At 68.9% G+C, this 18655-nt stretch carries 13 protein-coding genes; 6 read left to right on the top strand and 7 right to left on the bottom strand.

Translation table 11 applies throughout. From position 1 onward, the window contains the following. Positions 1–148: 148 nt before the first annotated feature. Positions 149–1891: a gamma-glutamyltransferase gene (ggt, locus tag ACTJIL_RS11910; protein ID WP_440755717.1), complete on the top strand. Its 1743-nt coding sequence runs from the start codon at positions 149–151 to the stop codon at positions 1889–1891. 97 nt (positions 1892–1988) lie between these two features. Next, positions 1989–3158, top strand: a complete 1170-nt coding sequence (locus ACTJIL_RS11905) for a serine hydrolase domain-containing protein (RefSeq protein WP_440755716.1) — start codon at positions 1989–1991, stop codon at positions 3156–3158. A 184-nt stretch (positions 3159–3342) separates the two neighbouring features. Here the strand turns inward: ACTJIL_RS11905 and gltS are convergent, their stop codons facing one another. The 4 genes from gltS to dgcN are packed head-to-tail and all read right to left on the bottom strand — an operon-like array spanning position 3343 to position 8350. Next, the gene (gltS, locus tag ACTJIL_RS11900) at positions 3343–4563 is read right to left on the bottom strand and encodes a sodium/glutamate symporter (protein WP_440755715.1); all 1221 of its coding nucleotides are present in this window, start codon (positions 4561–4563) and stop codon (positions 3343–3345) included. 48 nt (positions 4564–4611) lie between these two features. Next, positions 4612–6270 carry an N-acyl-D-amino-acid deacylase family protein gene (locus ACTJIL_RS11895; RefSeq protein WP_440755714.1) on the bottom strand — a complete coding sequence of 553 codons (1659 nt, stop codon included), beginning with the start codon at positions 6268–6270 and terminating at the stop codon, positions 4612–4614. Positions 6271–6284: 14 nt separating this feature from the next. Beyond that, a complete protein-coding gene (dgcA, locus tag ACTJIL_RS11890) occupies positions 6285–7313 on the bottom strand; it encodes an N-acetyl-D-Glu racemase DgcA (protein WP_440755713.1) in 1029 nt (342 codons plus the stop codon). Further along, positions 7298–8350 carry an N-acetyltransferase DgcN gene (dgcN, locus tag ACTJIL_RS11885; RefSeq protein WP_440755712.1) on the bottom strand — a complete coding sequence of 351 codons (1053 nt, stop codon included), beginning with the start codon at positions 8348–8350 and terminating at the stop codon, positions 7298–7300. The genes dgcA and dgcN overlap by 16 nt, the downstream gene beginning before the upstream one ends. Positions 8351–8702: 352 nt before the next feature. Here dgcN and ACTJIL_RS11880 point away from each other — a divergent pair, with 352 nt between their 5' ends. Beyond that, positions 8703–11033 carry an NADP-dependent malic enzyme gene (locus ACTJIL_RS11880; protein WP_440755711.1) on the top strand — a complete coding sequence of 777 codons (2331 nt, stop codon included), beginning with the start codon at positions 8703–8705 and terminating at the stop codon, positions 11031–11033. A 24-nt stretch (positions 11034–11057) separates the two neighbouring features. Here ACTJIL_RS11880 and ACTJIL_RS11875 read toward each other — a convergent pair whose 3' ends face one another. From ACTJIL_RS11875 to ACTJIL_RS11865, 3 genes are all read right to left on the bottom strand, one after another. Next, positions 11058–11411, bottom strand: coding sequence for a response regulator (locus tag ACTJIL_RS11875; RefSeq protein ID WP_440755710.1), 354 nt, complete (start codon positions 11409–11411; stop codon positions 11058–11060). Between the two features lie 102 nt (positions 11412–11513). Then, entirely contained in the window at positions 11514–11954 is a 441-nt protein-coding gene (locus ACTJIL_RS11870) for a response regulator (RefSeq protein ID WP_440755709.1), read from the bottom strand. Further along, a complete protein-coding gene (locus ACTJIL_RS11865; RefSeq protein ID WP_440755708.1) occupies positions 11951–13750 on the bottom strand; it encodes a sensor histidine kinase in 1800 nt (599 codons plus the stop codon). The genes ACTJIL_RS11870 and ACTJIL_RS11865 overlap by 4 nt, the downstream gene beginning before the upstream one ends. A gap of 260 nt (positions 13751–14010) precedes the next feature. On the opposite strand from ACTJIL_RS11865, the gene aceE reads away from it, so the two are divergent. The 3 genes from aceE to ACTJIL_RS11850 all read left to right on the top strand — a co-directional run bounded on the left by aceE (position 14011) and on the right by ACTJIL_RS11850 (position 18626). Next, a complete protein-coding gene (gene aceE / locus ACTJIL_RS11860; RefSeq protein ID WP_440755707.1) occupies positions 14011–16701 on the top strand; it encodes a pyruvate dehydrogenase (acetyl-transferring), homodimeric type in 2691 nt (896 codons plus the stop codon). 387 nt (positions 16702–17088) lie between these two features. Further along, positions 17089–17655: an RNA polymerase sigma factor gene (locus tag ACTJIL_RS11855; protein ID WP_440755706.1), complete on the top strand. Its 567-nt coding sequence runs from the start codon at positions 17089–17091 to the stop codon at positions 17653–17655. Positions 17656–17669: 14 nt separating this feature from the next. Next, positions 17670–18626 carry a FecR family protein gene (locus tag ACTJIL_RS11850; protein ID WP_440755705.1) on the top strand — a complete coding sequence of 319 codons (957 nt, stop codon included), beginning with the start codon at positions 17670–17672 and terminating at the stop codon, positions 18624–18626. Positions 18627–18655 lie beyond the last annotated feature (29 nt).

Genomic DNA, 18655 nt, shown 5'->3' with positions numbered 1-18655 from the left:
CTCCGGCGGCCGAAGCATCGGCTTGCCGGAGGCGTCCAGCGCGGCATGCGGGCGCGGTCGCCATGTGGGAGCGGCCATGGCCGCGATGACGATGCCGCTGGCGTCCCGTCGCGGCGTGGTGTTCGACCAATTTCCGGGAGGGATGAGAATGATCGCCAGTGCGATGATGCATCGGCTGCGAATCGCAGGCGCGCTGTTGGCATTGCTGGCCGTGGCCGGCGGGCTGCCGTCGGCATCGGCACAGACGCGGCAACTGCTCAATTACGAAGCGATCCACAAGCCGGTGCATGCCGATCGCGGCATGGTGGCCAGCCAGAACGAAGTCGCCAGCGCCATCGGCGCCCAGGTGCTGCGCGATGGCGGCAATGCGGTGGATGCCGCGGTGGCCACCGCGTTCGCGATGGCCGTGGTGCTGCCGCGCGCCGGCAATATCGGCGGCGACGGATTCATGCTGGTGTACCTGGCCGACGAGAAGCGCACGATCGCGATCGACTACCGCTCGGTGGCGCCGGCCGCGGCGACGCTGGAGCGTTATCTCGATGATGACGGAAAGGTGGTCGGCGACAGTGCCGGTTATCGGGCCGCGGGCGTGCCCGGCACCGTGGCCGGGCTGGAACTCGCCCACAAGAAATACGGTCGGCTGCCGTGGTCGAAGCTGTTGCAGCCGGCCATCCGCCTGGCCGCCGACGGCCTTGTACTGACGCGCGATGAAGCCTTCGCGCTGGACTGGGGCAGGGAGCGCCTGGCACGCAGCGCAGCCGGCGCCAATGTGTTCCTGCATGCGGACGGCAGTGCATTGCGCGCCGGCGAACGCCTGTTGCAACCGGACCTGGCGTGGTCGCTGCAGCAGATCGCAGACCACGGCGCGGATGCGTTCTACCGCGGCGCGATCGCCGAGCGCCTGGCCGCAGGAATGGAAAAACACGGCGGCCTGATCAAGCGCGCCGACCTTGCCGCGTATCGCGCCATCGAGCGCGATGCGCTGCTCGGCAGCTATCGTGGCCACGGCATCGCCACCATGCCTCCGGTCAGCGGCGGCGGCGCCAGCATCATCGAGATGCTCAACATCCTGGAATCGGTCGACCTGGCCGCGTTGGGCGCGGGCTCCGCCGACGCCCTGCATTACATGGCCGAGGCGATCAAGCTGGCCTGGAGCGACCGCAGCCGGTTCGCCGGGGATCCGGGGTTTTCGGACATACCGGCAAGCGGCCTGACGTCCAAGGCGTACGCCGCCGCGCGCGCGGAGCTGGTCTCGCCGACGACAACGCTGCCGGCACCGAGCCTCGCCGCCGGCGACCCATGGCAGTACGAAAGCACGGAAACCACGCACATCTCGGTGATCGACGCCGACGGCAACGCGGTCAGCAACACCTACACGCTGGGTTCGGATTTCGGCGCCGGCGTGATGATCGAAGGTACCGGCTTCCTGCTCGGCAACCTGATCGGCAACTTCCCGATCACCGCGCAGGCGAAGGCAGGCAAGGACGCGAAGAAGACCATGGCCAACCTGCTTGGCCCCGGGCGACGCCCGGTCTCGAGCATGTCGCCGACGATGCTGTTCCGCGATGGCGAACTGTGGATGGTGACCGGGAGCCCGGGCGGCAACACGATCCCCGGCACGGTCATGCAGACCATCGTCGACGTGGTCGATTTCGACATGAACATCGCCGAGGCTACCAGCGCGCCACGCATCCACCAGGACATGCGCAGCGGCGAACTGCGGATCGAACGCGGCCTCAGCCCGGACACGCTGCGGCTACTGCAGGCACGCGGGCACGAGGTGGTGCAAGACGAAACGATCGGCAGCACCCAGACCCTGCTGAAAACAGGAGACGGCGTCGAAGGCGCCGCCGACCCGCGCCGCCCCGGCGCCGCGGCCGTCGCGCAGTAGGCGAGCGGTGTCCGGGCTTCCATCCATAGCTGCACGACGCGCCCGGGACGCAGCCGGCGTGCGGAACCGCACGATGACGGCTCCTGTTGGAGGGATCATGAAGCAAGACAGCAAGGTGGGCCGCGCGTTCGCGCTGTGTGCGGCGTTCGTGTTGTCGTGGGCCTGCGTGGCGCCGGCACTCGCGCAAGGCATCGAAGACCGCCTGGGCCAACTGATGGCCGAGCACGAAACCGTGGGCCTGGCGGTTGTGGTGGTCAGGGACAATGCCGTCGTGTACCGGAAAGCCCTGGGCTGGAAGGACCAGGAGAGGAAGATTCCCCTCGACGAGGACGACGTCTTCCGGATCGCCTCCATCTCCAAGTCGTTCGCAGCGACCAGCATCCTGCAGCTGGTGGAGCAGGGCCGGCTATCGCTGGACGACGACGTCGGCGACCTGATCGGCTTTCCCGTGCGCAACCCTGCGTTCCCTGACCGGACGATCACGCTCGCGATGCTGCTGAATCACACTTCGTCCATCACCGACGGGGAGACGTACGGCAGCCTCGACTTCATCAATCCCGGCGCCGGCGAGGCCTGGCGCGACAGCTACGCCGACCGCGCACCCGGCGAGGGCTACGAGTACTCCAACCTCGGCTACAACATGGTTGGGACGATCGTGGAGCGGGCGTCCGGCGAGCGGTTCGACGCCTACGTCAAGGCGCACGTACTCGATCCGCTCGGCCTGTACGGCGGTTACGTGCCAGAAGCGCTGGATGCGGACCGCTTCGCGCAGATCTACCGCTGGCGCGAGGGCGAGGGCTTCGTGCGCTCGGACCAGGCGTACGCGCCGCTGGGCAAGCGACTGGACGGCTACACGATGGGCTACGACACACCGGTGTTCTCCCCGACCGGCGGGGTCAAGATCTCCGCGCCTGACCTTGCGAAGTACATGCTGATGCACATGAACCTGGGCGAGTGGAACGGCGTGCGGATCATCACGGCCGAACACGCGAAGAAGATGCAGACGCCCACCGTCGATGCGGACGAGGGTGCCGGCTACGGCCTGGCCATCCGCACCGACAGCGCGCTGGTGCCTGGCGTCGTGCTGACCGGGCACACGGGATCTGCGTACGGGCTGTACAGCTCCATGTTCTTCGACCCGGAGAAGAAGTACGGCTTCGTCGTGATCACCAACGGGACCCGGGATATGGAAGTGCGGACCGAGGTCAACAGGGCCCTGCACGAGCACTTCATCGCGAAGGCCGCGGACGCGCCGGCGGCGGAGTAGGCATCCCGGGCATCGGCTGGCCATTGCATTCCCGCGTTAGCGGGGATGCATGGAAGCTGCGACTGGCGGCTTGACGTTCATGGATCCGCGCCTTCGTGCGGATGACGGCATCGCTGGCCCACGCGATCGAGGACAGGCACGGGGCGCACATCCGTTGTCGCCCCGCGCACGGCCAAGCGCCTTCCTACGGCCAGAAGTTGAGGAAGCCGGTGATGATCAGCGCGTTGGTGAAGTCGATGAAGAACGCCCCCACCAGCGGCGCGACCAGGAACGCGCGCGGCGCCAGGCCGTAGCGCAGCACCAGCGTGCGCATCACCGCCATCGCATTGGCGGTGGTGCCGAGCATGAAACCGATGAACCCGCCACCCATCACCGCGGCGTCGTAGTCGCGGCCCATGATGCGGAACACCGGGACGCAGAACGCCACCACCAGCACGACCTGCAGCACCAGGTTGACCACCAGCGGCAGCGCCAGCCCCGACAGCTCCCACAGCTTCAGGTTCATCAGCGCCACCGCCAGGAACAGCGCGAGGCACACGTTGCCGATCAGGTCGGTGGTCTGCACGGAGAGCCCGACCCAGCCGGTGCGGTCGTCGAAGTTGCGGATCACCGCGCCCACCAGCATCGCGCCGATGTAGACCGGCAGGGTGAGGCCGATCGCGTCGAAGCCCTTGCCCACCCAGGCGCCGACCCACATCGCCAGCAGGATCACCACGATGCTCTTGAGCGCGTTGTATTCGCGCGCGGCCTCGGTGTCCACGACGACGCCGTCGCCGACGGCGAGATCGATCTCCGCCGCGGCCTCTGCGGGGATTTCCGCTGACTGGCCAGCCGCAGGCCGCAGGCGCAGCCGCCGGATCAGCACCGTGATCGCGGGGCCGCCGACGATGCCGCCGCAGACGATGCCCGCCATCGCCGAGGTGATCGCGATCGATTCCGCGCCGGCCAGCCCGGCCTGTTCGAACAGCGGCGCGAAGGCAAGGCCAGTGGCCGGCCCGCCGGTGAGCGTGGCCGATCCGGCGAGCACGCCGAACATCGGATCCAGCCCGAACGACGTGGCGACGCCGATGCCCACCAGGTTCTGGACCACGGCGAAGCCCGACGCCAGCGCCAGGAACACCATCACCTGGCGGCCGCTGACCTTCAGCAACGCGACGCTGGCGTTGACGCCCATGGAGGTGAAGAACGCCACCATCAGCGGGCCCTGCAGCGCGGTGTCGAACTGGAACAGCACGGTGTCGCGGCCGTGTGCCCACAACACGAGCAATGCAATCACCAGTCCGCCGATGACCGGCGCGGGCAGGTTGTAGCGACCCAGCACCGGGATCACGCGGCACAGCGCGTAGCCCAGGAACAGTGCCATGCCGCCAAACGCCACGGTCTGCACCGCGTTCAATTCAATCATGTGGGTTCCCCGAAACGGATCCGGTCTGTGCCTGCCGGCGTCGAAACGTCACGGGCAGGTCCCAGGCGTGGGTGGGTGGAGGCGGACGCGACCGGCCGCGATGCCGGTCAGCTCGCCATCGGCGATGGCCATCCTGCCATTGACCAGCAGGTATTCAACGCCGCGGGACAGCACGCGCGGATGGACATAGTCGGCCATCGGCGCGAAATGTTCCGGGTCGAACACCACGATGTCGGCCAGATAGCCCTTGCGCAGGTAGCCGGTGTCCTCGAGGCCGAGGATGTCGGCGCTCTGGCCGGTGGAGCGGTGGATGAAGTCGCCGACGCTGATGACGTGGTCCCGCTTGGCGTAACGCGCGTACTTTTCCGGGAAGGTGGCGTACTGGCGCGGGTGGCCGTTGCTGCCGTCCGAGCCGGTGATCACCCAGGGCTGCTGCATGAACAGGTCGACGTCGTCCTTGCGCATGTTGAACGACGCGATGCTGTCGGCGGACGCCGCCGCGCGCTGGCTGCCGGTGCGCTCGCCGCCTTCGGAAATGATGCGCAGCGCGGCTTCGACGGGATCGACCCCCCATTCCCGCGCCATCTCGTCCAGCGTCCTGCCGGTCCATGGCCAGCCGCTGCCGGTCAGCAGCAGCGCCGTCGCGCCACCGCGCCGGCGCAGGTTGTCGACCATCTCCGCGCGGATGCGCGCCCGCGCATCCGCCTGCTGCAGCCGCTGCAACAGCGCCTTGCGGCCGCCGTCGACCGCCCAGCGCGGCAGCAGTGCGGCGCCCATGTGGGTGCCGGACGCCAGCCACGGATACTGGTCTGCCGTCACCCGCTGCCCGGAGGCGCGCGCCTGTTCGATCAGCTCGATGACCGCCGCGGCCTGGCCCTGGACATCGACGCCCAGCGCCTTGATGTGGGAAATGTGGACCGGGATCTCCGCGCGACGCCCGATCTCCAGCACTTCGCGGATCGAACCGAGCAGGCCGATGCCATACGACGACTCGTCGCGCTGGTGGGTGTCGTAAAGCCCGCCGCGCAGCCCCGCCTCGCGCGCGACCGCCACCACTTCGTCGGTGCTCGCGAAACTCTGCGGCGCATAGAACAGCCCGGCCGAGAGGCCGAACGCGCCCTCGCACATCGCGCGGGCGACCAGCCCGCGCATCTGCTGCAGCTGTTGCGCGGTGGGCACGGCCGCGTCCTGCCCGAGCACCCGCGAGCGCACCGCGCCGAATCCGACGTACAGCGCCAGGTTGGTGCCGATGGCATGCGTGTCGAACCAGTCGCGCTGCGCGGCGATGTCGGGCGAACCCGAGCCGTCCGAGCCGGCGAAGATCGTGGTCACACCCTGGAACAGCCACGGCGCATTGAGGCGCTCGATGGGATCGTCGGAACGGATGTAGCGGTCCGGATGGGTGTGCGGATCGATGAAGCCGGGCGCCACGACCTTGCCGCGGACGTCGAGGCTGTTCCGGGCGCGGAAGCGGGAGGCGGCATCGGGCCCGACGTAGACGATGCGGTCGCCGGCGACGGCCACGTCGGCCTGGCGCGGTGCGTCGCTGCTGCCGTCGTAGACCAGGCCGCCCAGCAGCAGGACGTCGGCCGCCGGCAGCGCGGGCGGTGGGGCTTGGGTGCAACTTGCCAGCAGCAGCGCGGCGAGCGCCGCCGCCACATGGCACCCGCGCCGCGTTGCACGGGCGTGGGCAGGCGTGGCGTGCATGCCGCCCGCGGCCGTCACCGCGCGCTGGCCGCCGCGCCGTCGCCGATGGCGCCATCAGCCTGGCCCCAGAATCCGGCGGCCACCGGCTGCAGGGCGCCATGCCGTGACTGCACGCCGCCATCGTGGTCCGCCTCGAGCCACAGCGGGCCGTCGAGGTCGACGAACTCGGCGCCGCGCGCCACCAGGAACGCCGGGGCGATTCCCATCGACGAGCAAATCATGCAGCCGACCATGATCCGGAATCCGCCGGCGCGCGCCGCGGCCCGCAATGCCAATGCCTCGGTCAGGCCGCCGGTCTTGTCGAGCTTGATGTTGACGGCCTGGTAGCGGCCCTGCAGGCGCGGGAGGTCGGCGGCGACATGGCAGGACTCGTCGGCGCAGATCGGCACCGCCGATTCGAAACCCGCCAGCGCGTCGTCGTCCGCCGCCGGCAGCGGCTGTTCCACCAGCGCCACGTCGAGCGCTGCCAGCGCGGGCTGCATGTCTCGCAGCAGGTCGATGTTCCAGCTCTCGTTGGGGTCGACGATCAGCCGCGCTGCGGGCGCCGCGCGGCGCACCGCCTCGATCTGCGCGGCCGGCGCGCTGGCATCGACCTTGACCTTGACCAGCCGCGCCGAGGCGATCCGCGCGGCCGCCTCGCCCATGCGTTCGGGCGTGTCCAGGCTCACGGTCAGCGCGGTCGTCAGGACCTGCGGCGGCGCCAGGCGCAACACCGACCAGACCGACGAACCGGCGAGCTGCGCTTCGAGGTCCCACAGCGCGCAATCCAGGGCGTTGCGCGCCGCGCCTGCCGGCAGCAGTTCGGCCAGCTGCTCTCGGGACAGGCCATCGTCGATGGCCTGCCGGACGGATTGGATCTGGTGCAACACCGATTCGATCGTTTCGCCGTAGCGCGCGTAGGGCACGGATTCGCCGCGCCCGCAGTGCTCGCCCTCGCGGATCTCGACGGCCACCACTTCGGCCGAATGCTTGACCCCGCGCGAAATGCGGAACGGCGCGGCCAGCGGCCAGCTCCGATGCCGGGCGCTCAGTTCGCGAAGCATGACTGCAGCCGGTCCGCGATGCGTGCCACGCCCATGCTCACCGGGTCCTGGCAGGGCAATCCCAGCGCGTCCTCGATCTCGGCGCAGATCCGAGCCGCGGCGTCGGCGCTTTCCGCGCGCGAGGTGTTCACGGCCACGCCCACGGCGATGACGTCCGGGTTGGTCAGGCGCGCGGCCTGCAGGTTGGCTTCCAGGCAGGTCGCCAGGTCCGGCACCGGGTAATGCGGCAGCCCGCGCATGTGCGCGCGGCCGGGTTCATGGCACAGCACCAGCGCATCGGCCTGGGCGCCGTGCAGCAGGCCCAGCGAGACGCCGGCATAGGACGGATGGAACAACGAGCCCTGGCCTTCGACCAGGTCCCAGCCGTCATCCTCCCGCGCGGGCGAGATCCATTCGGCGGCGCCGGAGATGAAATCCGCCACCACCGCATCGATCGGCACGCCGGCGCCGGCGATGAAGATGCCGGTCTGGCCGGTGGCGCGGAAATCGGCGCGCACGCCGCGCGCGCGCAGTTCGCGTTCGATCGCCAGCGTGGTGTACATCTTGCCCACCGAGCAGTCGGTACCCACCGCCAGCAGGCGCCGGCCGGCACGACGGCGGCCATTGCCCACGGCCAGCGGCGGCGGCTGCCGCGCATCGAACAGGAAGCGCCCGTTGCGCTCGGCCGCGGCCACGATCTGCGGATGCGAGGCCAGCCGCTCGTGCAGGCCCGAGGCGATGTTCATGCCCGCATCCAGCGCGGCGACGACGTGCTTCACCGCTTCGGCATCCATCACCCCGCCGGCGTTGGCCACGCCGACGATCATGGTGTTCGCGCCGGCCTCCACGGCCTGGCCGAAGTCCAGGTCCGGCAGGTCGAGCGTGGTCCTGCAGTCGCTGCCCCGGAACTGGCCGACGCACCACTGCGGCCGCCAATGGGCCAGGCCGCGCGCGGTCTTGGCCGCCAGGTGGTCCGGCGCATTGCCCAGGTACAGCAGGTACGGAGGCGCCCAGCGGGACGCGGGCGTGGCCTGGGCAGGCGAGGCGATCGAAGGCATGGGGTCTGGGCAGTCCTGGAATGGCGCGGGCGGAGGGAGTCGCGGCAGTCGTGCAACGACACGGGCGTTGATCGGAGCAGGTCCCGGCGCGGGCGACGGGTGTTGGCGGCGTTCCGCACGGGATGCCACAACCTTAGCCATTGGCCTGTCGGCCCACCATTGAAAAGACGCAGGCCGTGCATAACCCCGGGTTATGCGTGTTGCCCGCGTCAACGTCTGTTTCCGGACCCGCCGTGCCGCCCGTGTCGTTGCGATCGAAGCGCGGCGGGCAGGACGCTGACGCCCCGGACGAAAAGCCCCCGGCCGATGCGGCAAGGTAGAATCGAAGCAGTCATCGCCGAATCGCCAGACAATGCCCGAACAATCTCCCGAGAAGCCCGATCCCGACCAGCCGGGCAAGCAGTCCGACGACTTCAGGCAGGCGGCGCTGGACTATCACAGCCTCGCGCCGGCCGGGAAGATCAAGGTCACCGCGACCAAGCCGATGGTCACCCAGCGCGAGCTGGCGCTGGCCTATTCGCCCGGCGTGGCCTACGCCTGCGAGGAGATCGCTGCCAACCCCGCCGCCGCCTACGACTACACCGCGCGCGGCAACCTGGTGGCGGTGATTTCCAACGGCACCGCGGTGCTGGGCCTGGGCGACATCGGCCCGCTCGCGGGCAAGCCGGTCATGGAAGGCAAGGGCGTGCTGTTCCAGAAGTTCGCCGGCATCGACGTGTTCGACATCGAGGTCGACGAGCGCGACCCCGACAAGCTGGTCGAGATCATCGCCAGCCTCGAACCCACCTTCGGCGGCATCAACCTCGAGGACATCAAGGCGCCGGAATGCTTCATCGTCGAGCGCAAGCTGCGCGAGCGGATGAAGATCCCGGTGTTCCACGACGACCAGCACGGCACCGCGATCATCGTCGGCGCGGCGATGCTCAACGCGCTGCAGGTCGCCGGCAAGGACATCACCACGGTCAAGGTCGCCACCACCGGCGCCGGCGCGGCGGGCATCGCCTGCCTGGACATGCTGGTGGCGCTGGGCGTGCGCAAGGAGAACATCCTGGCGTTCGACCGCGACGGCGTGATTTACGCCGGCCGCCCCGGCCTGGATCCCGACAAGGCCCGCTACGCCCGCGAGACCGGCAAGCGCACGCTGGCCGAAGTGGTCGCCGGCGCGGACGTGTTCCTCGGCCTGTCGGCCGGCGGCATCCTCAAGCCGGACATGGTCGCGACGATGGCCGACAGGCCGATCATCCTCGCGCTGGCCAATCCGTACCCGGAGATCCTGCCCGAAGACGCGAAGAAGGTGCGCCCGGACTGCATCATCGCCACCGGCCGCTCGGACTACCCGAACCAGGTCAACAACGCGCTGTGCTTCCCCTACATCTTCCGCGGCGCGCTGGACGTGGGCGCCACCGAGATCAACGAGGCGATGAAGCTGGCCTGCGTGCGCGCGATCGCGCGGCTGGCGCAGATGGAATCGTCCGACCTGGGCAGCGCTTATGGCGGCGAAGTCACCTCGTTCGGCGCCGACTACATCATCCCGCGCCCGTTCGACCCGCGCCTGCTGACGATCCTGGCGCCGTGCGTGGCCGAAGCGGCGATGGAATCGGGCGTCGCACTGCGCCCGATCGCCGACATCGGCGCCTACCGCGAAAAGCTCGGCCAGTTCATCCACCGCACCGGCCTGATGATGAAGCCGGTCTACGACCGCGCGCGCGCTGATCCACAGCGCGTGGTCTATGCCGAAGGCGAGGAAGAATCGGTGCTGCGCGCGGTGCAGACGGTGGTCGACGAGCAGCTGGCGCGGCCGATCCTGATCGGCCGCCCGGACGTCATCGAAACCCGAATCCAGCGCTTGGGCCTGCGCCTGCGCGCGGGCGAGGATTTCGAACTCACCAACATCAACGACGACCCGCGCTTCCACGAGTACTGGACCCAGTACCACGCGCTGACCGAGCGTCGCGGCGTCACCCCGGACGCGGCCAAGAACCTGCTGCGCTCGCGCCCGTCGCTGATCGCCGCGCTGATGGTCGAGCGAGGCGAGGCCGATGGCCTGATCTGCGGCCTGGTCGGCCGCTACCACAAGAAGCTGGGCTACCTGCGCAGCGTGTTCGACCTCGACCCGGGCGTCACCAGCACCTCGGCGATGACCGGCGTGATCAACGACCGCGGCCTGTGGTTCTTCCTCGATACCCACGTCCAGCTCGACCCTACCGCCGAACAGATCGCCGAGAGCACGCTGCAGGCGACGTACCGGCTGAAGCTGTTCGGCGTCGAGCCGCGGGTGGCGCTGCTGTCGCACTCCAACTTCGGCAGCCACGACAACGCCTCGGCGGCGAAGATGCGCAAGGTGCGCGAGATCCTCGCCCGCCGCGCGCCGCGCCTGGACATGGACGGCGAAATGCAGGGCGATACCGCGTGGCACGAGGACATGCGCGAGCGCATGTTCCCCAACACCACGCTCAAGGGCCGCGCCAACCTGTTCGTGATGCCCAACCTGGACGCGGCCAACATCACCTACAACATGATCCGGGTGATGACCGACGGCGTGGCCATCGGCCCGATCCTGATGGGCATCGACCAGCCCGCGCACGTGCTCACCCCCGCCAGCACCCCGCGCCGCGTGGTCAACATGACCGCGATCGTGGCGGTGGAAGCGCAGATCCGGAAGCTGCAGCGCGAGAACGCCTAGCGCCGCGACAAGAGCCAAGGCGCGCTACGCGCCGAGCAGCTCTCGCACCAGCCCCGGCAGCGCGTGCAGTTCATGCTTCAACAGCACCGCATCGGCAGGCGGCAGCGGGGTGTCGTCCTCGAGCGCGCCGGTGAGGAACACGAAGCGCGCCGCCGGCGCGCGTTCGCGCACGATGGCGAAGGCGTGTTCGCCGCTGAACCCGGGCATGTTGAGGTCCGACAGCACCAGGTGCGGCGAAAAATCCGCGAGCGCGGCGATCAGCGAGGCTTCGCTGTCCACGTGCCGGCAATCGGTGGCAATGCCGGCGCCGTGCAGTTCGATCCGCGCCAGTTCGGCATCGTCGGTGCTGTCATCGACCAGCAGCACGCGCCAGCGCATCGATGCCGGCGTCGGGGCTCGCGGTGTATCGGCTTCCGCGCTTCCTCCCTGTTTGGAAGAACGCGGGCGAGGGGCATCTGCTCCCGGCGTCGCCATGACGCCTCAGAGGTCCTGCGGCGCCTCGTTGAACACCGCCCAGAACCGGCCGAGCGTCCTCACCGCCTCGAAGAACTGGTCCACGTCCACCGGCTTGACGACATACGCGTTTACGCCCAGGTCCCAGCTGCGGGCCAGGTCGCTCTCTTCGCGCGAGGACGACAGGATCACCACCGGCAGGCGCTTGAGGTGCTCGTGCTGGCGCAGCTGCGTGAGCACTTCCAGCCCGTCCATGCGCGGCATCTTGATGTCCAGCAGCAGCACCGACGGGTCGCCCTCGGGGCGGTCGGCGAACTTGCCCCGGCGCAGCAGGTAATCCAGCGCCTCGACGCCGTCCTCCACGTGCACGATCGGGTTGACGAGGTGGGCATCGCGCAGCGCGTCGATGGCCATCTCGGCGTCGTGCGGGCTGTCTTCGGCAAGCAGGATGGTGCGGATGGTGCTCATGCGGTCGACGTGCTCTTGCTGGTGGGTTCGAGGTTTGATGGAAGCGTGAAGTGGAAGGTGGCGCCCTGGCCCGGCTCGGATTCTGCCCAGATGCGCCCGTCATGACGCGTGATGACGCGCTTGACGCTGGCAAGGCCAATGCCGGTGCCGGTGAACTCGGATGCCGCGTGGAGGCGCTGGAACACGCCGAACAGCTTGCCCGCATACGCCATGTCGAAGCCGGCGCCGTTGTCGCGGATGCTGAACCGGTGGCTGCCGTCGGCCTCGCGGTCGTGGCTGATCTCGATCACTGCCGGCTCGCTGTGCGCGCTGTACTTGACCGCGTTGCCCAGCAGGTTCAGCCACACCTGCCGCAGCATGTTGTCGTCGGCCACCAGCACCGGCATCGGGCCGATCTCCCAATGGATCACATGGCCGGGATTGTCGGCGTGGGCGTTGGCGTCGAGCATCGAGCGGGTGTCGTGGATCATCGATTGCAGGTCCACCACTTGCGGGCGCAGCGCGCTGCGGCCCAGGCGCGAATAAACCAGCAGGTCGTCGATCAGCGCCGACATGCGCTTGGCCGAACCGGAGATCACGTCGAGGTAATGGCGGCTCTTGTCGTCGACGCCATCGCCCAGCTGCCGCGCGAGCTTGTCGGAGAAGCCGGCGATGTGGCGCAGCGGCGCGCGCAGGTCGTGTGAGACCGAGTAGCTGAACGCCTCCAGCTCGCGGTTCACGTCGGACACCAGTTCCACCTTGCCCTCGAGCTGGCGGTTGAGCTCGCGGATCTGGTGTTCGCTGGCCTTCTGCGCGGTGATGTCGCTGGCGGTGACCAGCACCGCGTCGTCCTCGCTGTCGGGCAGTGACATGCGCCGCGCATTGACCAGCATGACCCGCTCCACGCCGTCGGCGGTTTCCTGAGTGCGCTGGAAGTCCCACAGCTCGCGGTCGCGGGCGATCACGTCGCCCAGCCGGCGCAGGGTCTCCTCGTCGTCCCACGCGCCGTTGCCGACCTCTGCCAGCGGCTTGCCCACCGCATCTCCATCGACGCCGAACAGCTCGGCGAAGGCGGCGTTGTGCATCACCACCCGCAGGTCGGCGTCGGCCAGCACGATCGGTTCGCGCACGGTTTCGAGCATCACCGCGGCGCGCGCGCTGGCGCGGCGGGTGGAGCGTTCGGCGGACAAGCGTCCGGCCAGCTGCCGCGTGGCGAAGAACATCACCGCGGCCAGCATGGCCAGCTGGGCCAGCATCCCGCCCCAGCGCAGCAGTTCGGTATGCCGGCGCGTCGCATCGGCCGCTGCCGTGCGCTCGGCCAGCAACCCGCGCTCCTCGCCCACGATCTCGGCGGCGATGCCGCGGATCGGATAGCGCGTCACCAGCGCTTCGATGCCGGTGGCGTCGGCGGTGCCCGCCAGGATGCGGTCCACTTCCTCCATCCGCAGCGCGACGTTGGTGCGCAGCTGGCCGATCCGCACCTGCTGCGAAGGATTGTCGCGGGTCAGCGCCTGCAACGTGTCCAGCGCCGGTTCGATGCGCGCGCGGCTGTCGGCGATGCGGCGCGGCAGCTCGGCGGCGTCGACGCCGGCGGCGATCGCCAGCGCCGCGGCCTCCACGTTGCGCAGGTCGTAGGTCAGCGCGTACGTCTGCGCCTCCACCTGCTGCGAATGATTGACCTGCTCCACCGCCGCGATGCTGTCGACCGAGGCCGTGCGCAGCAGCACCGACGGCACCACCACGATCAGCGCGACCGCGAGCAGCAGCAGCCACAGGCGCCACGTCTGGATCGGATCGGGTGTTCGGGATACGGACATCAGGCTCGCCGGGGGCACGGAAAGAGGCGAACGCCCCATGCGTCCACGGCTCCCCCCGCAGCGATCATCGCCGTCGCGTCGGCCGACCGCAACCGAGGGCCAACCCCGGGAATGCAGGCGTGGCAAGGCGGCCCGCACCAGCGGCCAGGCCACCGCCGCGGGAACGCTGCGTACCGGCCGGGCGCAGCGGCCCCCTGATAGAATGGAAGCTCTAATCCACGACCACTGCGCGGCCAGCAGGCCGCGGCGGAGCGCGCACCATGAACTGGCTTAACGAAGTCCTCGTCAACGATCCCGATCCGGCCGAATCCCAGGAGTGGTTCGAATCACTCAAGGCCGTCATCGACCGCGAGGGCCCCGCGCGCGCGCACCAGCTGCTCAACGGCATGGTCGAGCTCACCCGCCGCGCCGGCGCCCATTTGCCGTTCGCGCCGACCACCGAATACATCAACACCATCCCGCCCGGCCAGGAAGCCAAATCGCCCGGCGACGCGCAGATGGAATGGCGGATCCGCTCGTTCATCCGCTGGAACGCGATGGCGATGGTCGCCCGCGCCAACCGCAAGCCCGGCGACCTCGGCGGCCACATCGCCACGTTCGGCTCCTCGGCCACGCTCTACGACGTGGGCTTCAATCATTTCTGGCGGGCCCCCAGCGAAGACCACCCCGGCGACCTGCTCTACATCCAGGGCCACGGCTCGCCCGGCGTGTACGCGCGTTCGTTCCTCGAAGGCCGCATCAGCGAATCGCAGATCGACAACTTCCGCATGGAAGTCGACGGCCGCGGCGTCAGCTCCTACCCGCATCCGTGGCTGATGCCAGACTACTGGCAGACCGCCACCGTCAGCATGGGCCTGGGCCCGATCGCCGCGATCTACCAGGCGCGCAACTTCAAGTACCTCGAAGGCCGCGGCCTGATGCCCAAGACCGACCGCAAGGTCTGGTGCTTCCTCGGCGACGGCGAGACCGACGAGCCCGAGAGCCTGGGCGCGATTTCGGTTGCGGGCAGGGAAGGCCTCGACAACCTGGTGTTCGTCATCAACTGCAACCTGCAGCGCCTCGACGGCCCGGTGCGCGGCAACGGCAAGATCATCCAGGAGCTCGAAGGCAACTTCCGCGGCGCCGGCTGGAATGTCATCAAGAACATCTGGGGCAGCTACTGGGATCCGCTCCTGGCCCGCGACACCAGCGGCAAGCTGCGCCAACTGATGATGGAAACCGTCGACGGCGAATACCAGAACTGCAAGGCCTTCGGCGGCGCCTACACGCGCGAGCATTTCTTCGGCAAGTATCCCGAGACCGCCGCGCTAGTCGCCAACCTGTCCGACGACGACATCTGGCGCCTCAACCGCGGTGGCCACGACCCGCACAAGGTCTACGCCGCCTACCACGAGGCCGTGAACACCCAGGGCATGCCCACGGTGGTGCTGGCCAAGACGGTCAAGGGTTACGGCATGGGCGCGGCCGGCGAGTCGCTCAACCCCACCCACAACACCAAGAAGATGGACGACGAGGACGTGCGCGCGTTCCGCGACCGCTTCCAGATCCCGATCACCGACAAGCAGCTCGAAGACCACCAGATCCCGTTCTTCCACCCCGGCGAGAAGTCGCCGGAAGTCGAATACATGCAGGAGCGTCGCCGCGCGCTCGGCGGCTACCTGCCGCAGCGCCGCCGCAAGGCCAGCACCTCGCTGGAAGTGCCGAAGCTCGAAACCTTCGACCGCCTGCTCAAGTCCACCGGCGAGCGCGAGATCAGCACCACCATGGCGTTCGTGCAGATGCTCAACATTGCACTGCGCGACAAGCAGGTCGGCCCGCGCCTGGTGCCGATCGTCGCCGACGAGGCGCGCACCTTCGGCATGGAAGGCCTGTTCCGCCAGATCGGCATCTACGCCCCGCACGGGCAGAAGTACAAGCCGGTCGACGCCGACCAGCTGATGTACTACCGCGAGGACGCGGCGGGCCAGGTGCTGCAGGAAGGCATCACCGAAGCCGGCGCGTTCGCGTCCTGGCTCGCCTGCGCCACCAGCTACAGCACCAACGACCTGCAGCTGCTGCCGTTCTACATCTACTACTCGATGTTCGGCTTCCAGCGCATCGGTGACGCCGCGTGGCAGGCCGGCGACATGCGCGCGCGCGGCTTCCTGCTCGGCGCCACCGCCGGCCGCACCACGCTCAACGGTGAAGGCCTGCAGCACGAGGACGGCCAGAGCATGGTGCAGGCCGGGCTGATCCCCAACGTGCGCAGCTACGACCCCACGTTCGCCTATGAAGTGGTGACCATCGTCCAGCACGGCATGCAGCGCATGCTCGCCGAGCAGCAGGACGAGTACTGGTACCTCACGCTGATGAACGAGAACTACGCCCACCCGGACATGCCCGAAGGCAGCGCCGAGGGCATCCTCAAGGGCATGTACCTGTTCAAGGACGCCGGCAAGCCGAAGAAGGGCGAGCACCGCGTGCAGCTGATGGGCTCCGGCACTATCTTCCGCGAAGTGATCGCCGCGGCCGAACTGCTCGACAAGGATTTTGGAGTAACGGCGGACATCTGGGCCTGCCCGAGCTTCAACGAACTGGCCCGCGACGGCCAGGACGCCGAACGCCACAACCGCTTCCACCCCGAAGCCAAGGCGCCGCGCAAGGCCTACATCACGCAACAACTGGAAGGCCGCCAGGGCCCGGCCGTCGTCGCCACCGACTACATCCGTGCCTATCCCGAACAGGTCCGCGCCTTCGTCCCGATGCACTACACCGTGCTCGGCACCGACGGCTACGGCCGCAGCGACACTCGCGCGAACCTGCGCAGGCATTTCGAGGTGGATCGTTTCCACGTGGCACAGGCCGCGATCGCGGCGCTGGCGGCGGAAGGGAAGATGACGGCGAAGGACGTGGCGCGGGCGATCAAGCTTTACAAGATCGATGCGGAGAGGCCGAATCCGCTGCATGCCTGAGACGCTTTGCGAACGGGAAGGGCGGCCCGAATGGGCCGCCCTTCCCGTTTCCGGGCCAGGAAAGTTGCCTCGGCGGGCGGCGGAAAGGTCGCCTTCAACATGGAATGGCGCACCGCTTTGCGCGGTTCGCCCGGGACGGCAGGTAGGGGGATTGCCCCGGCTGCCATCAGCATCATCGGGACGCCCCGTCGCGTCCTCCCGAGTTCCATCGTCCTGGAGACCGCGTGGCCAGACTCGAGCGCCAGCCCAGATGCCGCATCCGCGCCTTGCCGGCTTGCACGAGAGGGCGCGCTGGTGAATGCTGAGGCGGTTGCAGCACTTCGTCCTTTGGAAGGATTCGCCAGCGATCGTGGCGATTCGTTGCCCGGTGGAAGCTCCGAGTTGCGAATGACCAGTACCCGCTCCGAACCCGCGGTTCCCCGGGCGCCCCCGGATGCAGCGTGCCCGCGCGCGGCGTTCGACGCGGCGCTGGCGGAACACCGCGACGAACTGCTCGAGTACCTGGGAAGGCGGCTGCGCGATCCGGAGACGGCTGCCGACCTCGCCCAGGAAACGCTCTCCCGGATGATGAAGTACCGGGACTCGCCGGACATCGCGGATCGCAGGCTGATGCTGTTCCGCATCGCCAACAACCTGGTCACCGAATACCACAGGACGCGCCAGCGCCACCACGCAGGCAGTCACTTTTCCCTGGACGAGACCGGGCCGCTGCGCGAAAGCGCGCCGCCGGTCGAGGCGATCGTCGACGCGCGCATTGCGCTGGACACGCTGCTCAAGCGCACCATCACGGCCCTGCCGCCGAAATGCCGGCTCGCCTTCATGCTCAGCCGCTTCGATGGCCTGAGCTATCCGCAGATCGCCGAGCGCATGGGCATCTCCGTGAAGATGGTGGAGAAGCACATCACGAAAGCGCTGCTGGCCTGCCGCGCGGCAGTAGGGGACCGGGACTACTAGGCATCGCTATGGACATGGACAAGCACCCCGACGCAATCGCCCGAGAAGCCGCCGAGCACTTCGCCCGCTGGCGCGGCGCCGCGTCGTCGCAGCGCAGGGCGCGCGATGCCTGGCTGCAGCAGGACGACCGGCACGCCGCGGCCTACGACGATCTGCGGCGGCTGTGGGACCGCACCGGCGAACTGGCCGGAGATGCCGAGCTGCAGGCGTTGAAATCCGCGGATCTGGCCGCCCTGCGGCGCTGGCGCCGGTTTCGCCCGCGGCGCTTGATGGCCGTCGCAGCGATGCTGGTCGCCCTGCTCGGGGGCGGCTATCTCGTGGCCGACCGGTTCGCACAGCCGCCGGCCGCGGTCGAATACGCCACCGCGCTCGGCGAACGCCGCACGCAGGCGATGCCGGACGGCAGCAGCGTGGTGCTCAACACCGATTCGGCGATGGCCGTGCGCTACTCGCGACGGCATCGCATCGTGGAGTTGCGGCAGGGCGAAGCGCAGTTCGATGTCGCGCGCGACGCCGCGCGTCCGTTCGTCGTGCAGGTCGGGACGGACACCATCACTGCGCTGGGCACGCGCTTCCAGGTACGGCGCGAACCAGGCAGCACCCGCGTCACCCTTCTGGAAGGCAGAGTGGCAGTGACTCATGGCGACGAGCGGTATGTGCTGCGCCCCAACGAGCGCGCCATCCTGTCCGCGCGCACGGGTGTTTCCATCGCCCCGGTCGATCCCGGGTTCGCGACCGGCTGGCTCGATGGCTGGCTGCGCTTCCGCGGCGCGCCGCTGGCCGAAGTCATCGCCGAAGCCAACCGCTATTCCGGGCAGAAACTCCGGCTTGGCGATCCCCGCCTGGCCGACGTGCAGCTCAGCGGCAACTTCCATGCCGGCGACAATGCCTCCATCGCCGACGCCGCCAGCCTGATCCTGCCGGTCCGCGTGGAGCGGCACGGCGGCGACCTCGTGCTGGTTCCGCAATGAACCGGCCATTGCCGAGGTAGGGGAACGCA

The organism is Luteimonas sp. 22616 (assembly GCF_052044325.1).
In the GTDB taxonomy this organism is placed as follows: domain Bacteria; phylum Pseudomonadota; class Gammaproteobacteria; order Xanthomonadales; family Xanthomonadaceae; genus Luteimonas.
This window is presented reverse-complemented; position numbering and strand designations above follow the sequence as displayed.

Bases quoted from the DNA above. Each gene is read 5' to 3' on its own strand.
- ggt (WP_440755717.1), top strand. From the start codon at position 149: ATGATCGCCAGTGCGATGATGCATCGGCTGCGAATCGCAGGCGCGCTG.
- ACTJIL_RS11865 (WP_440755708.1), bottom strand. From the start codon at position 13,750: ATGTCCGTATCCCGAACACCCGATCCGATCCAGACGTGGCGCCTGTGG.
- aceE (WP_440755707.1), top strand. From the start codon at position 14,011: ATGAACTGGCTTAACGAAGTCCTCGTCAACGATCCCGATCCGGCCGAA.
- ACTJIL_RS11875 (WP_440755710.1), bottom strand. From the start codon at position 11,411: ATGCGCTGGCGCGTGCTGCTGGTCGATGACAGCACCGACGATGCCGAA.
- dgcN (WP_440755712.1), bottom strand. From the start codon at position 8,350: ATGCCTTCGATCGCCTCGCCTGCCCAGGCCACGCCCGCGTCCCGCTGG.
- ACTJIL_RS11850 (WP_440755705.1), top strand. From the start codon at position 17,670: ATGGACAAGCACCCCGACGCAATCGCCCGAGAAGCCGCCGAGCACTTC.
- ACTJIL_RS11880 (WP_440755711.1), top strand. From the start codon at position 8,703: ATGCCCGAACAATCTCCCGAGAAGCCCGATCCCGACCAGCCGGGCAAG.
- ACTJIL_RS11895 (WP_440755714.1), bottom strand. From the start codon at position 6,270: ATGCACGCCACGCCTGCCCACGCCCGTGCAACGCGGCGCGGGTGCCAT.
- ACTJIL_RS11855 (WP_440755706.1), top strand. From the start codon at position 17,089: ATGACCAGTACCCGCTCCGAACCCGCGGTTCCCCGGGCGCCCCCGGAT.
- dgcA (WP_440755713.1), bottom strand. From the start codon at position 7,313: ATGCTTCGCGAACTGAGCGCCCGGCATCGGAGCTGGCCGCTGGCCGCG.
- ACTJIL_RS11905 (WP_440755716.1), top strand. From the start codon at position 1,989: ATGAAGCAAGACAGCAAGGTGGGCCGCGCGTTCGCGCTGTGTGCGGCG.
- ACTJIL_RS11870 (WP_440755709.1), bottom strand. From the start codon at position 11,954: ATGAGCACCATCCGCACCATCCTGCTTGCCGAAGACAGCCCGCACGAC.
- gltS (WP_440755715.1), bottom strand. From the start codon at position 4,563: ATGATTGAATTGAACGCGGTGCAGACCGTGGCGTTTGGCGGCATGGCA.